This is a genomic window from Dyadobacter psychrophilus, assembly GCF_900167945.1.
GTDB lineage: Bacteria > Bacteroidota > Bacteroidia > Cytophagales > Spirosomataceae > Dyadobacter > Dyadobacter psychrophilus.
In genome coordinates this window covers 63,314-81,878 of sequence record NZ_FUZA01000008.1, presented here as the reverse complement: position 1 = coordinate 81,878, position 18,565 = coordinate 63,314, and the positions used below count along the sequence as shown (strand labels likewise).

General features: G+C 44.4%; 19 protein-coding genes. 8 read left to right on the top strand and 11 right to left on the bottom strand.

Annotated features, from left to right (window positions below; translation table 11 throughout):
• Nucleotides 1-59: 59 nt before the first annotated feature.
• The 3 genes from B5X68_RS23755 (at nt 60) to B5X68_RS23745 (ending at nt 3,314) form a co-directional block, all read left to right on the top strand.
• Entirely contained in the window at nt 60-1,382 is a 1,323-nt protein-coding gene (locus B5X68_RS23755) for an Nramp family divalent metal transporter (RefSeq protein ID WP_082217265.1), read from the top strand.
• 135 nt (nt 1,383-1,517) lie between these two features.
• On the top strand, nt 1,518-2,825 hold the full coding sequence (locus B5X68_RS23750; protein ID WP_082217264.1) for a Gfo/Idh/MocA family oxidoreductase: 1,308 nt from the start codon (nt 1,518-1,520) through the stop codon (nt 2,823-2,825).
• Between the two features lie 120 nt (nt 2,826-2,945).
• Nucleotides 2,946-3,314, top strand: coding sequence for a DUF5618 family protein (locus B5X68_RS23745; protein WP_082217263.1), 369 nt, complete (start codon nt 2,946-2,948; stop codon nt 3,312-3,314).
• A gap of 66 nt (nt 3,315-3,380) precedes the next feature.
• Here the strand turns inward: B5X68_RS23745 and accC are convergent, their stop codons facing one another.
• The 9 genes from accC to B5X68_RS23700 form a co-directional block, all read right to left on the bottom strand.
• Nucleotides 3,381-4,724: an acetyl-CoA carboxylase biotin carboxylase subunit gene (accC, locus tag B5X68_RS23740; RefSeq protein ID WP_082217262.1), complete on the bottom strand. Its 1,344-nt coding sequence runs from the start codon at nt 4,722-4,724 to the stop codon at nt 3,381-3,383.
• Between the two features lie 35 nt (nt 4,725-4,759).
• On the bottom strand, nt 4,760-5,242 hold the full coding sequence (gene accB, locus B5X68_RS23735) for an acetyl-CoA carboxylase biotin carboxyl carrier protein (RefSeq protein WP_082217261.1): 483 nt from the start codon (nt 5,240-5,242) through the stop codon (nt 4,760-4,762).
• 89 nt (nt 5,243-5,331) lie between these two features.
• The gene (gene efp, locus B5X68_RS23730; RefSeq protein WP_082217260.1) at nt 5,332-5,898 is read right to left on the bottom strand and encodes an elongation factor P; all 567 of its coding nucleotides are present in this window, start codon (nt 5,896-5,898) and stop codon (nt 5,332-5,334) included.
• A gap of 27 nt (nt 5,899-5,925) precedes the next feature.
• On the bottom strand, nt 5,926-6,921 hold the full coding sequence (locus B5X68_RS23725) for a beta-ketoacyl-ACP synthase III (protein ID WP_082217259.1): 996 nt from the start codon (nt 6,919-6,921) through the stop codon (nt 5,926-5,928).
• An 89-nt stretch (nt 6,922-7,010) separates the two neighbouring features.
• A complete protein-coding gene (plsX, locus tag B5X68_RS23720; protein WP_082217258.1) occupies nt 7,011-7,949 on the bottom strand; it encodes a phosphate acyltransferase PlsX in 939 nt (312 codons plus the stop codon).
• 132 nt (nt 7,950-8,081) lie between these two features.
• Complete coding sequence (rpmF, locus tag B5X68_RS23715) at nt 8,082-8,276, bottom strand: 50S ribosomal protein L32 (RefSeq protein WP_082217257.1); 195 nt, start codon at nt 8,274-8,276, stop codon at nt 8,082-8,084.
• A gap of 99 nt (nt 8,277-8,375) precedes the next feature.
• Nucleotides 8,376-8,930, bottom strand: a complete 555-nt coding sequence (locus B5X68_RS23710; RefSeq protein ID WP_229208542.1) for a YceD family protein — start codon at nt 8,928-8,930, stop codon at nt 8,376-8,378.
• A gap of 74 nt (nt 8,931-9,004) precedes the next feature.
• Entirely contained in the window at nt 9,005-9,637 is a 633-nt protein-coding gene (locus B5X68_RS23705) for an acetyltransferase (protein ID WP_082217416.1), read from the bottom strand.
• A 115-nt stretch (nt 9,638-9,752) separates the two neighbouring features.
• Nucleotides 9,753-10,409 carry a hypothetical protein gene (locus B5X68_RS23700; protein WP_082217255.1) on the bottom strand — a complete coding sequence of 219 codons (657 nt, stop codon included), beginning with the start codon at nt 10,407-10,409 and terminating at the stop codon, nt 9,753-9,755.
• A gap of 108 nt (nt 10,410-10,517) precedes the next feature.
• Here B5X68_RS23700 and B5X68_RS23695 point away from each other — a divergent pair, with 108 nt between their 5' ends.
• Entirely contained in the window at nt 10,518-11,999 is a 1,482-nt protein-coding gene (locus B5X68_RS23695; protein WP_082217254.1) for a M61 family metallopeptidase, read from the top strand.
• 22 nt (nt 12,000-12,021) lie between these two features.
• Here the strand turns inward: B5X68_RS23695 and B5X68_RS23690 are convergent, their stop codons facing one another.
• Complete coding sequence (locus B5X68_RS23690) at nt 12,022-12,936, bottom strand: TIGR01777 family oxidoreductase (protein WP_082217253.1); 915 nt, start codon at nt 12,934-12,936, stop codon at nt 12,022-12,024.
• Nucleotides 12,937-12,992: 56 nt separating this feature from the next.
• Nucleotides 12,993-13,811 (bottom strand): lysophospholipid acyltransferase family protein, encoded by an 819-nt coding sequence (locus B5X68_RS23685; protein ID WP_082217252.1) that lies wholly within the window; start codon nt 13,809-13,811, stop codon nt 12,993-12,995.
• Nucleotides 13,812-14,041: 230 nt separating this feature from the next.
• On the opposite strand from B5X68_RS23685, the gene B5X68_RS23680 reads away from it, so the two are divergent.
• The 4 genes from B5X68_RS23680 (at nt 14,042) to B5X68_RS23665 (ending at nt 18,553) form a co-directional block, all read left to right on the top strand.
• On the top strand, nt 14,042-15,505 hold the full coding sequence (locus B5X68_RS23680; RefSeq protein WP_082217251.1) for a M48 family metalloprotease: 1,464 nt from the start codon (nt 14,042-14,044) through the stop codon (nt 15,503-15,505).
• Nucleotides 15,506-15,632: 127 nt separating this feature from the next.
• Nucleotides 15,633-16,058, top strand: coding sequence for a MarR family winged helix-turn-helix transcriptional regulator (locus tag B5X68_RS23675; protein ID WP_229208541.1), 426 nt, complete (start codon nt 15,633-15,635; stop codon nt 16,056-16,058).
• A gap of 86 nt (nt 16,059-16,144) precedes the next feature.
• On the top strand, nt 16,145-17,476 hold the full coding sequence (locus B5X68_RS23670) for a TolC family protein (protein WP_082217249.1): 1,332 nt from the start codon (nt 16,145-16,147) through the stop codon (nt 17,474-17,476).
• A 24-nt stretch (nt 17,477-17,500) separates the two neighbouring features.
• Nucleotides 17,501-18,553 (top strand): efflux RND transporter periplasmic adaptor subunit, encoded by a 1,053-nt coding sequence (locus B5X68_RS23665; RefSeq protein ID WP_082217248.1) that lies wholly within the window; start codon nt 17,501-17,503, stop codon nt 18,551-18,553.
• The last annotated feature ends 12 nt before the right edge of the window (nt 18,554-18,565 follow it).

Genomic DNA, 18,565 nt, shown 5'->3' with positions numbered 1-18,565 from the left:
TTGATTAACAATAAAAGTAGTCCTGCGCATCGTGTTGCTTTTCAGAAGAAAGCTTCAAGATGAGCAGGATTCTTTCTCCTCCTTCCACATTTGCCGGAAGACTAAAATATCTCGGCCCCGGTTTCATACTTTCCGCAGCGATTGTGGGTTCAGGTGAGCTCATTGCCACCACTGCACTGGGTGCTAAGGCCGGTTTCATCACTTTCTGGGTCATTATTGTAAGCTGTTTGGTTAAAGTGGCGTTGCAACTGGAATTTGGTAAGAATGCCATTTACACAGGCACGTTCATGATGCATAACTTCAACCAGTTGCCGGGTCGCAAATGGGGAAAAGCACATTGGAGCATCTGGTTATGGCTTTCTTTACAAGGGTTGAAATTATTGCAGGTGGGCGGAATCGTCGGCGGCGTAGCCATTGTTTTGAACATGGCCTGGCCCGCTATTCCGGTTAATGTCTGGGCTATTCTTTCCGTTTTAATTACTTCATTTCTTGTCTATCGCGGGCATTATGGACCTGTGGAAAAGGGATCATTGGTAATGATCATTCTTTTTACCGGCATCATTCTCATATCATTGATTCTCTTGCAGGGCACCCAATATGCCATTCATTGGGATCAGATTAAGGAAGGTCTTCAATTTTCGTTACCAACCAGTTTGGTTGCGATCGCTTTTGGTGCATTCGGCATCACCGGGGTGGGCGGGGACGAGATTATGTATTACAATTATTGGTGTATAGAAAAAGGTTATGCGGCCTACACCGGCCCAAATGACGGGACTAAGGAATGGGCGGACCGGGCAAAAGGCTGGTTTAATGTGATGTATCTGGATGCTGTGTTGTCAATGGTCGTCTATACGATTGTTACTGCTGCATTTTACTTGTTGGGCGCGGCGGTCTTGCATAGCGGAGGCGCTGTTCCGGAAGGCTATGAAATGATAGAAGTGTTGTCACGCATCTTTACGGAAACGCTCGGGCCCTGGGCAAAGAACGTCTTTCTGGTGGGTGCTTTTTTTGTACTATACTCCACACTTTTCACAGCAACGGCGAGCTGGGCCAGGGTTTGGGGAGATGCATTTGGAGAGTTGGGCTGGATGAAATTTAATTCTGTGGAAAACCAGCGTAAAAGCATAGCGATCCTTTCATGGATTTTACCTGCCGCGTGGTGCATACTTTTTCTGTTTATCCAATCGCCGGTTCTAATGGTGATTTTGGGAGGAATAGCAACTTCCATTCTGTTGCTCCTGATCGTGTATGTTTCGCTCGTTTTTCGTTTCAAAGAACTGCCAGCTTCCCTGAAACCCTCTTTAACTTACGATATTTTCTTCTGGATCAGCGTCCTCTCCATCCTGACAGTTAGTGCATATGGCGTTATTCGGATTCTTTGACGGATAATAGTACTAATCGGTAAAATAATGGTATTATTTATAATCGGTTACTAAGGGGATTTATCCAAATAATCGTCTCATTTATATAGTCTTAACATTCAGTCTCGTCTTGTTCCCATCCTAAATCTCCCGAATATGAATAAACAGAACGAAGTTTCGCGCAGGGATTTTATCAAAAATTCCACCGGGGCCGCAGTTGCGCTCTCCATTCCATACATTATCCCGGCAAGTGCATTTGGTGCGAATGACCGTTTGCGCGTAGCGGTGCTTGGAGTTAATGGCCGCGGAAAGGACCATATCAAAGGATTTACGAATCTGGCGAATGTTGAAGTCGCAACGCTTTGCGATCCCGACAATAATGTGCTGCAAACGCGGGCAAAGGAATTTGAGGAGAAAACGGGTAAAAAAGTCAAAACGGAAAACGATCTTCGGAAGGTTTTTGAAGATAAAACAATCGACGCGGTCAGCATTGCAACGCCTAACCACTGGCATGCATTGGCCGCTATCTGGGCATGTCAGGCCGGGAAGGATGTATATGTTGAAAAGCCTGGTTCTCATAATCTTAGCGAAGGACGGAAGCTTGTAGAAGCCGCTCATAAATACAAAAGAGTTGTCCAGCACGGCGTCCAGTTACGCAGCTCAGAGGCTTTGCAGGAAGCAGTAAAGCATTTGCGGGACGGATTGATTGGTAATGTTTATATGGCCAGAGGTTTGGTATACAAATGGAGGCCGGACATTGGCGACAGAGGCACCGAACCCGTGCCGGCAGGACTAAACTACGATCTTTGGACGGGTCCCGCCGAAATGAAGCCTTTTTCCAAAAATTATGTGCACTATGACTGGCACTGGCATTGGAACTACGGCAACGGAGACATTGGAAATCAGGGCATTCACGAAACGGATATGTGTATGTGGGGTCTCGGCGTCGACAGTTTCCCTGAAAAGATCACGTCTTCGGGCGGCAAGTTCTTGTGGAATGATGCAAAGGAAACGCCGGAAGTGCTGACCTCGTCATTTGTGTATCCCAAAGAAAAAAAGATCATTGAATTTGAAGTGCGCCCCTGGATGACCAATGACGAAGGCGGCACTGGAATAGGGAACATTTTTTACGGTTCCGAGGGCTATATGGTGGTAAAAGGCTACGATTTCTACGAAACATTCCTTGGAAAAGAAAAGAAGCCCGGCCCAACGCGCAAAGCAGGCGGTGACCATTATAAAAACTTCATAGACGCTGTTATCGCGAAAGATCCAAAGATGGTCAACGGCCCGGTAGAAACCGCTCACTTATCATCCGGCCTGGCGCATCTCGGAAACATCGCATACCGCACCGGAAGAGCATTAACCTTCGATCCAAAAACGGAAAAATTTGTAAATGACGACGATGCTAACAAGTATTTGACAAGAAAATACAGAGCGCCATATTCACTGCCGGCGACTGTTTAAGAGAGATACAAAAATAGCCTGATGCTCGGGCTATTTTTGTTCATTTGAAATTTGTTATCTTTCCAGGAAACTCCAAGATAGAGATACTAATTTTAATGATTAACAAACAAATACACGCACATGGATTATCCGGAAATTGACAGGTATCTCGCTAATGCGCGGGAAATTTTGAGTACGAAGGCCCAGAAGGAAGGGATTGAGTACAAAGACATTAAATATGTTCAGATGGCTTCCGGGACCGCATATAGTGCTGCCCTGATGATTGCTGATGAATATCTGAGGAAAAGAGAAGGTGACAGATTTGCAAAGCCTAAAAGCATTGAAGATTATCGTAACCGGCTTAGGAAGTACAACAAGACATTGCTGTCTTACTTAAACGAAGCTTACGATACACTGCATTTAGCGGGTTATTATCACGGGACGCCGTCGGTGAGGACCATTAAAGAGGGACTTGACGCCACTACAAAAATGCTCGCAATGATACATTAATCGTGTTGCGAAAAAAAAAGGCTGCCAGTTTTGCACTGGCAGCCTTTTTTTGAAATCATCACCGCTTTAAAGCGTCGAAAAGTCGAATGTTTCCAGATATTTTGTTGTGAAATTTCCGGATTTAAAACCCGGGTCATCCATGAGCTTAATGTGGAAAGGGATGGTTGTCTTGATTCCCTCGATGACAAATTCCTGCAATGCACGCTTCATACGCGTAATCACTTCTTCGCGTGACTGCCCGCTGACGATCAGCTTGGCAATCATTGAATCGTAATTTGGTGGAATGGTGTAGCCGCTGTAAACGTGGCTGTCGATCCTAACGCCGTGACCGCCAGGGAAATGCAGGTTGGTGATCTTACCAGGAGCTGGTCTGAAATTGTTGGCCGGATCCTCAGCATTAATGCGGCATTCCATTGCAAACAGCTTGGGCGTATAATTAACGCCCGAAATTGGCTCACCGGCTGCAACTTTAATTTGTTCCTTAATCAGGTCAAAATCAGTAACTTCCTCAGTAATGGGGTGCTCTACCTGGATACGGGTATTCATCTCCATGAAGAAGAATTCGCCGTGTTTGTCAACCAGGAACTCAATCGTTCCTGCGCCTTCGTAACCGATGGCTTGCGCACCTTTGATGGCAGCTGCGCCCATTCTTTCGCGTAGTTCGTCTGTGATGATCGGGGACGGTGTTTCTTCAACCAGTTTCTGGTGGCGACGCTGAATAGAACAATCGCGCTCGGATAAGTGGCAAACTTTACCAAACTGATCTCCAATGATCTGAATTTCAATGTGGCGAGGTTCTTCTACGAATTTTTCAAGATATAATCCGTCATTTCCAAATGCTGCAGCAGATTCCGTCCGTGCATCATTCCACGCTTTTTCGAATTCGTCCGGCTTATTAATGATCCGCATTCCGCGACCACCGCCACCGGCAGTTGCCTTTACGATAACAGGATAACCAATGCCTTCTGCCAGCATTTTGCCTTGTTCAACCGATTCCAAAAGCCCTTCCGAACCCGGAACGACAGGAACGCCGGCTGTGATCATGGTTGCTTTTGCAGTTGCTTTATCACCCATTCCATTGATCTGGGCGGCAGTTGCACCAATGAATTTGATGCCGTAATCGGCACATATTTGAGAGAATTCAGCATTTTCAGACAGGAACCCGTAACCCGGGTGTATTGCATCTGCGCCGGTAACTTCGGCTGCTGAAATGATATTTTGAATGCTCAGATAGGACTGGCGGCTTGGCGGCGGGCCGATACAAACGGCTTCATCTGCAAAGCGAACATGGAGACTGTCACGGTCGGCTGTGGAATAAACAGCAACCGTTTTGATGCCCATTTCACGACAGGTCCTGATAACACGCAGGGCGATCTCGCCCCGGTTTGCAATGAGTATCTTTTTAAACATGAAAATCAATTAAGTTTTACAGATCGTCCATTGCCTTAAACAGGCTCTACAAGGAATAACGGCTGGTCGAACTCTACCGGTGTGGCGTTTTCAACCAGTATTTTTACGATTTTTCCTGAGATTTCAGATTCTATTTCGTTGAAAAGCTTCATCGCTTCAATCACGCAAACCACTTTGCCTGGCTTAATTTCGTCGCCAATGTTCGCAAATGCAGGTGTTTCCGGGCTTGACGCGCGATAGAATGTGCCAATCATTGGCGATTTTATAGTAATCAGATTGGAAGATGCTGGTTCAGAGGAAACCGTTGGCTCGGTAGGAGCGGAATGCGTAACAGCCGTTGTAGGCGTAACTGGCGCGTACGAAGGAGCTGGTGCCGCTTGCGATGAAGACAATGATGCTGTTGGTGCAGAACCATAGCGCTTCACCTTTATTTTAAGGTCTGTTGTTTCAATGTTCACTTCATCAAGTCCCGATTGGGCAATGAAGTCAATCAATTTTTGGATTTCTTTGGTTTCCATTTAGTAAATATTAAACTGTGGGCGTTGATCCGTTGAGGCTCAGTTATAAGCGTGTAAGCCAGGTCATTTACCTTACACAGGTTACGAAATTATGATTTTACTCTTTCTACGTAATCGTAGGTGCGTGTGTCAACTTTAATTTTCTGTCCTTCTTCAATGAACAAAGGAACCATAATCCTTGCGCCGGTTTCCACCTCAATGGCTTTTTTAGGAGAGTTAGCTGTATCGCCTTTTAAGCCAGGCTCAGAATATGTCACAACAAGCTCCACAAATGGCGGCAATTCGCAAAGAAGTGCTGCATCTGTTTCCGTATTGATCAGGATTTCAACTTCCTGCCCTTCTTTCATCAGATCGGCATTGGTAACCAGCTTTTCATCGATCAGAACCTGGTCGAACGTTTCGGCATTCATGAAATTGAAACCTACTTCGTCTTTGTATAAATATTGAAATTTATGTCTTTCTACACGAACAGGTATGATGCCCGCACCGGAAGAAAATGTATTGTCCAAAACTTTGCCCGAAGTAAGGCTTTTCAGCTTGGTACGCACGAATGCATTGCCTTTTCCAGGTTTAACATGCTGAAATTCAATTACTTGAAAAAGATCGTGATTGAAATTGATCACTAATCCGTTACGCAAATCTGCGGTAGTTGCCATTTTAATTCAAAAATTAGTATTGATATTTTATTCGCCGTAGGCCCATTTCAAATAAATGGAACCCCACGTAAATCCGCCTCCAAAGGCAGCGAGTACGAGATTATCACCCTTTTTTAATTGTGATTCATAATCCCAGAGACATAGTGGAATGGTTGCAGAGGTCGTGTTTCCATATTTCTGGATATTCACCATTACTTTATCCATTCCCACACCCATGCGGTGCGCAGTTGCTTCAATGATCCTTCTGTTTGCCTGGTGAGGAACAAGCCATGCGACGTCATCACCGCTAAGGCCATTCTTCTCCATGATCTCAGCCGAGATATCAGCCATATTGGTCACAGCAAACTTAAATACCTGGGCGCCATCCTGAAATACGTGGTGCAAACGCGCGTCAACGGTTTCATGTGTGGGCGGATAGCGGCTTCCTCCTGCTTTTTGGTTCAGATACGGATAACCCGCGCCATCTGATTTAATAATAGAATCAATGATTCCGTTTCCTTCGGTATCTGGTTCAAGCAGAACAGCGCCTGCTCCGTCACCAAATAAAATGCAGGTTTTACGGTCGGTGTAGTCGACAATCGCGGACATTTTATCGGCGCCTACGATAACTATCTTTTTATATTTTCCAGTCTCAATAAACTGAGAGCCAAGGGTGAGTGCATAAACAAAACCTGAGCAGGCTGCCTGAATGTCGAAACTTCCTACGTTTTTGATCCCTACCATATCACAGATAAGATTGGCGGTGCAGGGAAAAACAAAGTCAGGGGTTGTAGTAGCGCAGATCAGCAGGTCAATTTCACTGGGAAGGGTATTTGTTTTGGCAAGTAATCCCTTTACAGCTTCGGCACCCATATGAGAACTCCCTAAACCTTCGCCTTTGAGGATATGCCTTTCTTTGATGCCGGTGCGGCTGACGATCCACTCGTCGTTTGTCGCAACCATTGTTTCAAGTTCAGCATTTGTCAAAATATAATCAGGCACATACCCTTGTATTCCTGTTATAGAGGCTCTTATATGGGTCATGATAAATTTAACTATTCAAAATCCGAATAGGTTTTTGTAAAAGGGAACAGAATCAATTTACTCATTTCGTGGTTGTCAGCAATTGGAAATTAATTCAATGCCTGCGCAATATGCAAATATGCTTTCGACTTAACTTGCTTATACGCCCAGCCGATCATATTTTTTATTGCTGCCGGCGATGATATCCCATGGGCGATCATGACATTGCCATTCACACCAATGATCGAGCTTCCGCCAATGGATTCGTAATTTGTTTGATCTACGAATTCATCGCTGAAACCTCGTTGCTTAGAAATTTCGTAAAATGATTCGCCCAATTTAAATAAGACATTGCCTGTAAAGCCGTCTGTAACAATTACGTCAGCTTTATTGGTAAAGAGATCTTTACCCTCAATATTTCCTATAAAATTGATTCGTTTGTTTTGTTTGAGCAGGGGATAAGTAGCCTGGGTTGTAAGAGAACCTTTTTGTTCTTCTTCCCCAATGTTCATCAGGGCTACTCGAGGCTTATCTATCTGAAAAGTATATTGAGCAAAAATAGAGCCTATTTCTCCAAATTGTGCAAGCACTTCTGGCTTGCAATCGGCGTTAGCGCCAATATCCAGCATAATCGAATATCCGCCACCAACCTGTGGTACAAATCCTGCAATCGCTGGTCTTATGATTCCTTCGATCGCCTTAATGCTAAAAAGCGCTCCTACGTGCATAGCGCCTGTATTACCGGCACTACAGAATATGTCAACTTCCTTTTCTTTCAGAAGCTTGAAACCGATCCCGATGCTGGAATTCGGTTTTTGAGAAAGGGCTTTGGTTGGATGTTCCCCCATCTCAATAACATCTTCTGCGTGAACGACGTCAATATTAGTAGGAGTGAAATTGTTTTGGTTAAAAATGTCCCAAATCGCACTTTCACGGCCAATTAAAACGATTCTCGCCTCGGATGGTAGTTCAGAAGCGGCCTGAATAACCCCTTCAACAATTGCCTGTGGAGCTAAATCTCCCCCCATAGCATCTACCGCAATTTTCATTTACACGCTGTTATTTTAGACTAATAAGTTAGAAATCGAAGGTGTAAATTTAGCAGATGTGCCGTAGTAAAAAAGAATTTCGCAACAACTTTTATACGGCTGCTGCGAAATTGGTATACTCATCGACTGATACTAAACCGTTTTGGAGTAGTTCTCAACTACAACTTTACCTCTGTAAACCAAGTTGCCTTCGTGAACGTGCGCACGGTGGAATTGGTGGATTTCTCCTGTCGAAGAATCAGTGCCTAATTGTTTTCCGGTAAGGAAATCATGTGCTCTGCGCGTATCGCGACGGGTTGTGGAATGTCTCCGCTTAGGATGTGCCATGATGCTTTATGTTCTGTAAGTTGTTTTATTGTTGTTTTCTTTTTCCGTCGGTTTAAACCGACGGTTAACGTTCTCTTGCCAGTCCACCTGTTGACTAGCTTAGTTTTCGCCTTTTAGCTTTTTTAGGGCTTCCCAGCGAGGGTCTATTTTTTCGTCTTCTTCTGTTTCTTCGGTTTCAACATCCTCTGAGGAATAAACCAAAATGCCGTCGGCTTCATCCAACGGATCAATTTCTTCTTCCTCGTCCCGCAGGTCCGGATGGATTTTTTTGACGGGAAGCGCTAATGCTATAAAGTCAAAAATGTAGCGGGCTACATTAATCCTGTTCGTATTGCGATTGATGATCTCGATCTCGTCCGTCAACTCCTCATTATGATCGCCAAACTTTAAAATAATGCGATCATCCTGATCAATCGGTTCCTCAAATGGTTCCAGACTCCTGTCACAAGTGAGCGTTACGCTTCCAACTGTGTGAAAATTAAGCTGGATCATAGTCGCAGATTTGTTGAGCACAACATGCGTTTTGAAATGGCCAAACTCGATCAGATCCTGTTCCAGCTCCTGGAAAAATGCATCTCCCGACTCCATTTCATAGGCATACTGTTTGTCTTCCAAACCGTAAATGTCTATGTTGTATTTACTTAGCTCTTTCACTTTTTCTGTCAAAAGGACTGCAAAGGTAATGTCTTTCGATTTAATAAAAAAACTATGGGGGAATTTTATTGGCGTCAGATCTTACGCGCAGGATTCCCGAAATAAGTAGCTTTGGCAGGCACATTTTCAACCACAACCGAGCCAGCACCAATCCGTGCATTCTTGCCTATCTCAATTCCGGCTACGATAATAGCCCCGGAACCGATAAAAACGCCATCGCCGACTTTTACACGGTCATTGATAATGGCCCCTGCTCCAATCGTCACGTAATCGCCAACTTGCGCCCAGGTGTCCACAACAGCGGCGGTCTGCACGAGGCAATGATGCCCAATTTTCGACTTCGCACCAACAGTTACCCGCGCACCAATGAGGTTACCATGGCCTATTGTTGCCATTTCAGAGATCAATGCGCTGTCGTGGATCGCATTGATCGGCATTGTTTTGTACTCGTCGGTAAGTGTTTCCACAAGCCTTTCGCGAACCGAGCGTTCACCTATTGCAACAAATGCCTCACATTTGCTTCCTAATATGCTTAAAAAGCCAGCATCGTCCGTGTTTCCCAACACGCTCACGTCTCCGAATTCCTTGCCATGCAACTCCTTATGATCATCCAGAAGGCCGTAAACGAGTACATTGTTTCTTTTAAATATATCCAATGCCTGAACGCCCAGGTCGCCGGCACCAAAAATCAGAACGGGATTTTCCATAATATCAGTTATTAAATTGTAGCAGGCTTCGCAGCAAGCTTTCATGTAGGTGGTAAAAAATCAAACCACTGCGGTGGCACAGTGGTTCATTATTATATAGTATAAACCAGAATCTTTAAAGGAATGTGATCCGAAACACAAACGGACTGCCGTAAGGTGAAATGTTATTCCCGTAATCATCGAGCTGATTGTTATAATTGAAATTAAACAATGCTGTGAAATGAACGGCCTTTATAAACCGGGCACCTAACGGCTGCGAATAGGACGCTCCCAGCATGGGCGACGCGATCCATTTGCGTGTATCGTATTTTGTAAAAGTATCCACTTCTACATTCATACCTTCCAGTTCCGCAATGACATTGACCATCGGGAAAATGGAGTACATTAAAAAACCCCGTCCTCCATAATAGAATTCATTGAAACCAAAGTAGCGCGATTTGTAATACATTCCTGTCACGCCTACGCCGCCCACCAGCTTTTCGGTGAGTTCGTAACCAGCCATAGGGGAAAGGTTTATATTGGTGACCGTTCCCAGGCTTAGCCCAAAACTGCCGCCTAACCGCACTCTGTCCACGAAGGGGCGGTCTTTGAATTCGGCTAGTGGTTTTTTCTCAATCAGTTCTCTTTGTTCAACCGGCGGCTTTTCTACTTCTTCGGTTTTCTCTTTTCGGAGCGAGTCGGGGCGGTAATATTCATCATCTTGTGCCATTAATGCCGGACTGATTATAATGCTAAACAGGACCGTGCATAACAGGAGGATTTTACTTTTCATCTTAAAATCGTTTATTTTATAACATTGTAACTGGTAACGTAGAAATCGCGGATTTTGGTTTACACCTGAATTAGTGCTACCCACTCCTCAAATTACCTTTCATTCTCTATGCATTATAATATTTACGTATCTGATCCGCAGTCTCATCTCATCAACATTACTTACACTATACCTGAAATTGATGCAGATGTTATCGAAATTCAGCTTCCTGCTTGGAGACCCGGACGATATGAAATACAAAATTTCGCCAAAAATATTCAATTTATTGAAGCGATCTCCGCAACCGATCAGAATCTCCCCATTCATAAAGTAACGAAAGACCGCTGGCAGGTTGCAACGGCGGGTGAAAAAGAAGTCAGGATCCGCTATACATTTTATGCAGCCATTCAAAATGCGGGAAGCAGTTACGTAGATGAGGAATTGTGGTATCTCAATTTCATCAACTTCTGCATGTATACTGAGGGGCGTATTGGTGAGGCCTACACCATTCAGCTTGAATTGCCAGAGGGTTACCAGATTGCTTGCGGACTTCCTGCTGTGGGAAATGTATTAAAGGCAAAGGATTTTTATCAGTTGGTAGACAGCCCGTTACTTGCGTCTGAAAGTTTGCAAAAATGTGATTATCAGGTTCGTGGTGTTAAATTTTCGATTTGGATGCATGGTAACTTGCAGCCAAATTGGTGGAGAATCGAACGTGATTTCCGCCGGTTCTCTCGTGAGCAGATCGCGACTATGGGCGAGTTTCCTGAGAAGGACTATCATTTCCTTAATTTGATCTTGCCAACCGCCTTCTATCATGGGGTTGAACATCATAATTCTACAATGATTGTTCTGGGGCCTGATGACGAGGGCGAAGGGCTTTATTCCGATCTGTTAGGTGTGAGCTCGCACGAGTTGTTTCACGCGTGGAACATTATACGCATAAGGCCTGCTGAGTTGCTTCCATATGATTTTACCAAAGAAAATTATTTTCGGACGTGTTTTGTCGCGGAAGGCTGCACCACTTATTATGGCGATCTTTTCCTGAAACGTGCAGACGTTTTCACAGAAGAAAACTACATCAAGGAATTACAGGTTTACATGAAAAGGCATTTCGAAAGCAGCTCGCATGCAACGCAGTCGCTCGCAGATTCGTCTTTTGACCTTTGGCTGGATGGTTACGAAAAAGGCATTCCAAACCGAAAGGTGTCTGTTTATCACAAAGGGGCATTGGTGGCGCTTATCCTGGATCTTTATTTAAGGAAAAAAACCAATCATACGCAGTCGCTTGATACAGTAATGCAATTACTATGGGCGCGCTTTGGAAAGCCTTTTGTTGGTTATTCATTACAAGATTACATCGACATTGTGGAGGAAGTGGCCGGGGAGTCGTTGGAATGGTATTGGAACGATTGCATTTTTACCAGCACACCGCTGGAAGCGAGGTTAAATGAAGCGCTGGCTTTTGTGGGTTTGCAAATGTCTACATTCAGCAATGGTAACATTCAATTGAATGTAATGGATAATTTTAAGGCCAAATTACAGAGAGATAAATGGCTTGAAACTGTTCAGGTTTTGACTGCAGAAGAAAAAGAAGAGGAAGAAGAATAGTAACCGGCTGCAATCGCCTAAATCAGGCCAGAATGTCTTTTAATGCTTTGTCAAGTTCATTAAAGTGATATTGGAAACTGGTTTCCTTTGTGATTCGCTCATTAACCAGATAGCTGCTGCCTAAAACTACGCTTGCCATTTCTCCAAAAACCATCTTCAAGGCAAATGCGGGAACATTGGGCAGCCATTGCGGCCGGTTAAGCGCAATACAGATTTGTTTGGTAAGCTCCTCGTTTGTCACCGGCTGACTTGCAATGGCATTGTAAGGGCCATCCCACGATTCGTTTTCCAGGGCTGCAATATACATTCGGCAAAGGTCATCGATATGGATCCAGGAAATCCATTGCTTACCCGAACCCAGGGGGGCACCAAAGCCGAATTTCGCCGGAGCAGCCATTCTTGGGATTGCTCCGGCTTCATTACTTAGAACAATTCCGGTCCTGAGTTTCACGGTTCTTATGCCTAATGCTGCAATGTCATCGGCCGCTTTTTCCCAAACGACTGTTACATGCGATAAAAAATCATTGTTAGGAGGCGAATTTTCGGTGTTACGCACATTGCCCGTGTCTTCACCATAATAACTGCTTCCCGAAGAAGAGACAAATGCGGTGGGCCGGATGTTTTTTTCTACCAACTTTTTCCGGATCAGTTCAATGGTTTCCGTACGACTGGAAATGATAAGCTTTTTGCGTTCTTCGGTCCAGCGTTCGTCCGCGACACCTGCGCCAGCAAGATGGATCAGGTAATCCGTATTTTCCAGCGCACCTTCCTCGATATAGCCTTTATCAACATTCCACTCAAAAACTTGAACAGCCGGAATGCTGGTCTTTTTGCGACTCAGGTATGCCACCTCATAGCCTTTTTCAAGCAGCAATTGAGTGAGCCTTTTGCCAATCAGCCCTGTTCCGCCGGTAATTAGTACTTTTTTGCCCTTCATTAGAATGTTGTGTGGGATATCGAGACTTATTTACGCAGAGATTGCATATCCGGATGTCAGGCTACGGGAATAGCTGCTGCTCCATCCTTAGGCGCTTCCTGCTCAATCGCCTTCGTAACGCGATCAATCATGCTTTCGAGCGATTCGTCTGGTAGGAAATGCATGGGCGGTTTAAAATGCACTGTCAGCTTGGTATTCCTTTTTTTAAACCGTAAACCTTTTTTATCAAATGCTCTTCTGAAACCGTTGATAACCACAGGGATTACAATGGGCTGGTGATCTTTGATCAAATGTGCCGTCCCTTTCCGCACCGGTGCATAAGGTTTTGTGGTTCCCTGTGGAAAACTTACGACCCAGCCATGTTTCAGGCCCATTCCGATTTTGTCCTGCGCAGCATTATCGAGCTGTCGCTTCACATTTTCACCATTTGCGCGCCAGGAACGTTCAATGGTAATAGCGCCGCCAATGCTGAATAATTTTGGAAGAATGCCTTCTTTCATGGTCTCGGAAGCGGCTACATAATAACATCGCGCGCGGGGAGAAAACAAATAAAATGGAGGCGATATGGTGTCCTTATAGCCCCATTTGGTAGCACAAAAAATGTGGTAAAAAGCAATGACATCTGCAAAATACGTCTGATGGTTAGACAGGAAAAGTACGCCGTTATCGGGAAGTTCGATAAGCTGATCGCTTCCAATAATCTCAATTTTATTAACTGCGGTATATCTGTAATAAGTAAACCAACCAATGATAAAAATAATTATTCTTTTGATAATCAAGTAGTTGCCAAACGGATCCTGCTCGAAAACGCCCATGAAGTCGAAGCGTACCAACCAGGAAGGTAACAGGCTGAAAATACTTTTTTTCGAATGCATAGTGTAAATGTAATTTCAGTTGTCCTTGCTGAACCGGCGTCGGCTTTTCATTGAAAAACTCTATACCAATTTGGCGTAATTTAGATAATTAGCACAGTTAATATAAAATATATTTAGTTTGCAAACCGGACGCATCCTGCCCACTTCCCAATTGGCATGATTCTTTCGTTAATAGCGTAGACGTTTAATTTTGAATAACTCTCTCGTTTAGTCTTTCTTTTTTTAATTGTATGAAAATGAAATTTCACATCCTTGTGTGCCTCCTGAGCGCAGGTTTCCTGTCCGGGTGCTCCAAAAATCCGGTTACCGGTAAGAAGGAAATAATCTTTATGTCGAAGGAAAAGGAGATAGCGCTTGGCGCCGAATCCCATACCTCGATTGTGGCTACAATGGGTATTTATGATGATAAAAACCTGCAATCCTTTATTAATGAGAAGGGGAAAGCCATGGCTAATGTCTCTCACAGGCCCGATTTACCATATCAATTCTTTATTGTAGACTCCCCGGTTGTCAATGCTTTTGCTGTGCCTGGCGGTTACGTATACTTTACAAGGGGTATCATGGCGCACTTTAACAATGAAGCAGAATTTGCGGGCGTTTTGGGGCACGAGATTGGCCACATTACGGCGAGGCATTCGGCTCGCCAGCAAACTTCACAGATCTTTGGGCAGGTTGGGCTGCTAGCCGGAATGGTGCTTTCTGAAACAGTGAGGGGACTGGCAGATCAGACGCAACAGGCTTTGGGCCTTTTGCTTTTAAGTTACAGCCGCGAACATGAAACCGAATCGGATAAAATCGGTGTGGAATATTCCAGCAAGATCGGCTATGATGCACACCAGATGGCCGATTTTTTTGGAACATTGAAAAAAATCAGTGAGAAAAGCGGACAGACGATTCCTACTTTCCAATCTACACACCCGGATCCGGGCGGCAGACAGACAAAAGTAGAAAAGTTGGCTACGGAATATCAGAAAGAGCATCCGGCTAAATACAATGTGAACCGCGATGCATATTTGCGTAAAATAGAAGGCATCATTTATGGAACCGACCCTAAGCAGGGATTTGTAGAAAATAATACGTTTTACCATCCAGAGTTGAAATTGCAGTTTCCCGTTCCGAGCGGTTGGCAGTATGAAAATTCACCGGCGCAGTTCCAGATGGCTGCAAAAGATGGAAAATCCATGGTGCTGTTCACCATTGCACCTGGAAAAACTCTGGAAGAGGCGGCTCAGGGTGTGGTCAAAAATTATAGCTTACAAGTGTCTGAAAACGAAAAAACTTCCATCAACGGCAATCCTGCCATCGTGATGGTTTCCACACAAGCCGCTCAGACGCAAACTGGTCAGCAAGCTGCACCCACAGCGAACTCAATTCAGGTTGCAACCTGGCTGATTCAATATGGCGGCAATATTTACGCAATTCATGGCGTGGCGCAAGCTGCGAATTTCAGTGGAAGTGTTGGTCAGTTCAAATCCATTGCACAAGGTTTCAAGTCGGTTACGGATGGCAACATTCTCAATCGCCAGCCCGACCGCATCAGAATTAAAACCGTGCAACGCGATGGTTCTTTGAAAGATGCCTTGAAGGATAATAACCAGCAGGACAAGCAAATGGATGAGTTGGCGATCATTAATGGTATGTCGCTTTCGGACAAGGTGACGAAAGGCATGTTGATTAAGACGCTGAGTAAGTAAGCACATTAAAAAAGTTTTTGGCCTCCAAAAACTTTTTTAATAAACATTTGGTTGATATGTCAACGTATTATACATTTGCATCATGAACACGACACATCCTAAATTTTTTTTGAACATAAAGGAAGACATGAAAAACTCCCTGCAATTTAAGCTGGGCGTTGTGACGAAGATTGTTTTCAAAAAAATGAATGCGCAGTTGGTTCAGGAAGGGATTCCGGTGCTGGCTGAGCAGCTGCCTATACTCATGGTTGTATATTTCCAGGAGCACGCCATGACGCAGCAGGACATTGCTAATGTGCTTCAAAAAGATAAAGCGGGAATCCAGCGCTCTGTGCAGACATTGCACAAAGACGGATTTTTAAAAATTGAAAGTGATATAGAGGATAAAAGAAAGAACCTTGTAACATTAACACCGAGCGGGAAGTTTGTCTGTGAGCGGATTCAATCATTAGTGATTGCCTTCGACAACCGCGTGATGGAACATTTCACCGAGGAGGAACGGAAAACTTTTATGAGTTATCTGGACAGAGTAGCAGCCGTAGCAGAAAAATAAAATTTTTTAAATAAATAGTTGATATATCACCAGTAGACCTATCAACTAAATACAACATTAGCCACAAAAATTAATAATCAGAAAAGATGAAAAGTAAATGGATCATAGCAATGCTGGCATTCGTTGCAACGGCTGGCCCCTCGTGGGCGCAAACACGCCTGAGCCTGAAAGATTGCATTGCTTACGGGATCAAGAACAATGGCAATGTGAAGATTGCTCAGTACAAGGAAAGCATTGCCGTGCAACAGGGTCGTGAGGCCTTAGCGGGTTATTTGCCGCAAGTAGCGGGCAGCGGGGCACTGGATGATAACATTAAGCTGCAATCGACCGTATTGCCAGGAGCGCTTTTTGGCGGAGAAGATCGTCGCGTTGCGCTGGGAACGAAATACTCTACCAACGTTTCGGCGCAAGCGGACCAGGTGATTTTCGACCAGGCATTGCTGGTGGGAATCAAAGCTAACAAGCCGAACCTTGAAAACGCTGCGTTAAATGCTCAGAAGACCAAGGAAACCATCATATTCAATGTCACCGACGCTTATTATCAGGTTTTTGTCACCAGCGCACAAATTGACCTTTTAAAAGATAACCTCGATAAAACCCAGCAAATACTTGGCACCTTGCAGCTGCAACTGGATAATGGCGTCATTAAAAAAGTAGATTTCGATCGCACGCAGGTGAGTTTGAATAACATCAAATCACAGTTGACATTGGCAGAAAGCAATTTAATCCTGGCTCAAAACCAGCTAAAATTCCAAATGGGAATGCCACTTGCCGAACAGCTCGAACTGACAGACAACCCATTAAACCAGCCATTCAAATTGGTGGAGCCAGAAAAATTTGATGCCGCTAACCTTACCGACTTCAAAATCCAGAACATTAACATGCAACTGCAATCCCTGGAAAAACAGCGGATTAAAGCGGGTTACCTTCCCAAATTGTCCGTTTACGGCCGATACGGCATGCAGTCACTGGGTCAAAACCTGGGTGAGTCGTGGGGCAACTGGTTTAGTTTCGGTGCGATAGGCGTGAAATTGTCCATTCCGATTTTCGATAGTTTCAGAAGGGACGCCCAATACAAGCAAGCTGATCTGAATCTTTTAACACAAAATGAACAGCTAAAATTGAATGTCCAGAATTACGAGCTGCAAAATCATAACGCAACAACACAGCTTCAAAAAGCCAAACTGAACCTTGGAAACGACGAAAGTAATGTGACTCTGGCCAAAGAAGTTTACGACGTAACCACATTGCAATACAGAGAAGGCACCGTAACCTTATCAGACCTGCTCAATGCAGAAACCTCTTATAAAGAAGCGCAAAGCAATTATATCAATTCAATGCTAAGCTATTACCAGGCTAAACTGGGCATCGAACAGTCACAAGGCACACTCAACAATTTTTATTCAACACTGCCATAACAAGATTTCAATATTAAGAATACCATGAAAAGAAAACTCATCATCATCGGCTCCATCGCAATCATTGGTGTACTGATCGGCTTCCGTCTGGTGGCCAACAAGTCCAAGATGGACGCAAAGAAAGTAATGCCAGACAACAAGAATGTGACCATTCCGGTGACCGCTGTTGCCGTAAAAGAAGGCAGCACGGACCAGCAATTGGTTCGCACGGGAAGTCTGATTCCGTTCAAACAAGCTGAAATTATGGCGACCTCTGCCGGTAAGGTTATGGCTGTTAAATATGACCTTGGAACTTACGTGTCGCAGGGCGCAACGCTGGTTAAGGTTGATAGTAAGCTGAAAGAGCTTTCGTTGCAAGCTACTGAGCTTAATATCAATAAGTTGAAGAAAGACACAGATCGTTATAACAAACTTTTGGCGGGTAATGCTGCGACAGAAGTGCAGGTAACCGATACCAAATACAATTACGAAACCGCACTAAATCAGGCTGAGCAGATCAAACAACAGATCAATGACGCTTCCATCGCAGCTCCGATCAGCGGCCGCGTGATCAAGAAGAACATTGAGCCGGGTGAATTTGTGAATATAGGAACTTCATTAGGAACAATTCTGGACGTTTCCCGCCTGAAAGTGCAAGTTATGATCTCTGAAAACGATGTTTATAAGTTGAAAGAAGGTCAGCATGTGAAAGTGGGTTCAAGCATTTTTCCTGATAAAAAGATCGATGGCGTGATCTCTTACATTGCGCCGCAGGGCGATGAATCGCACAATTATCCGGTGGAGATTGTGATTAAAAATTCCAATCAGTTGCGCGCAGGAACATTCGTAAGTGTTGAATTCAGCCAGAAAAGCAGCCAGCAGGCATTGCTGATCCCGAGAAGTGCGTTGGTGGAAAGCGTGCGCAATCCTTATGTGTACACAGTTGAGAATGGTGTTGCCAAACAACGCAAGATCCAGGTAGGTCGCGAATTGGGCGACAATATTGAAGTTTTGTCAGGCTTGAAATCGGGTGAAACGGTGATTACAACAGGGCAGATCAACCTAAGCGAAGGTGCGGCAGTTAATGTTACAAAATAGTATCCATCAACA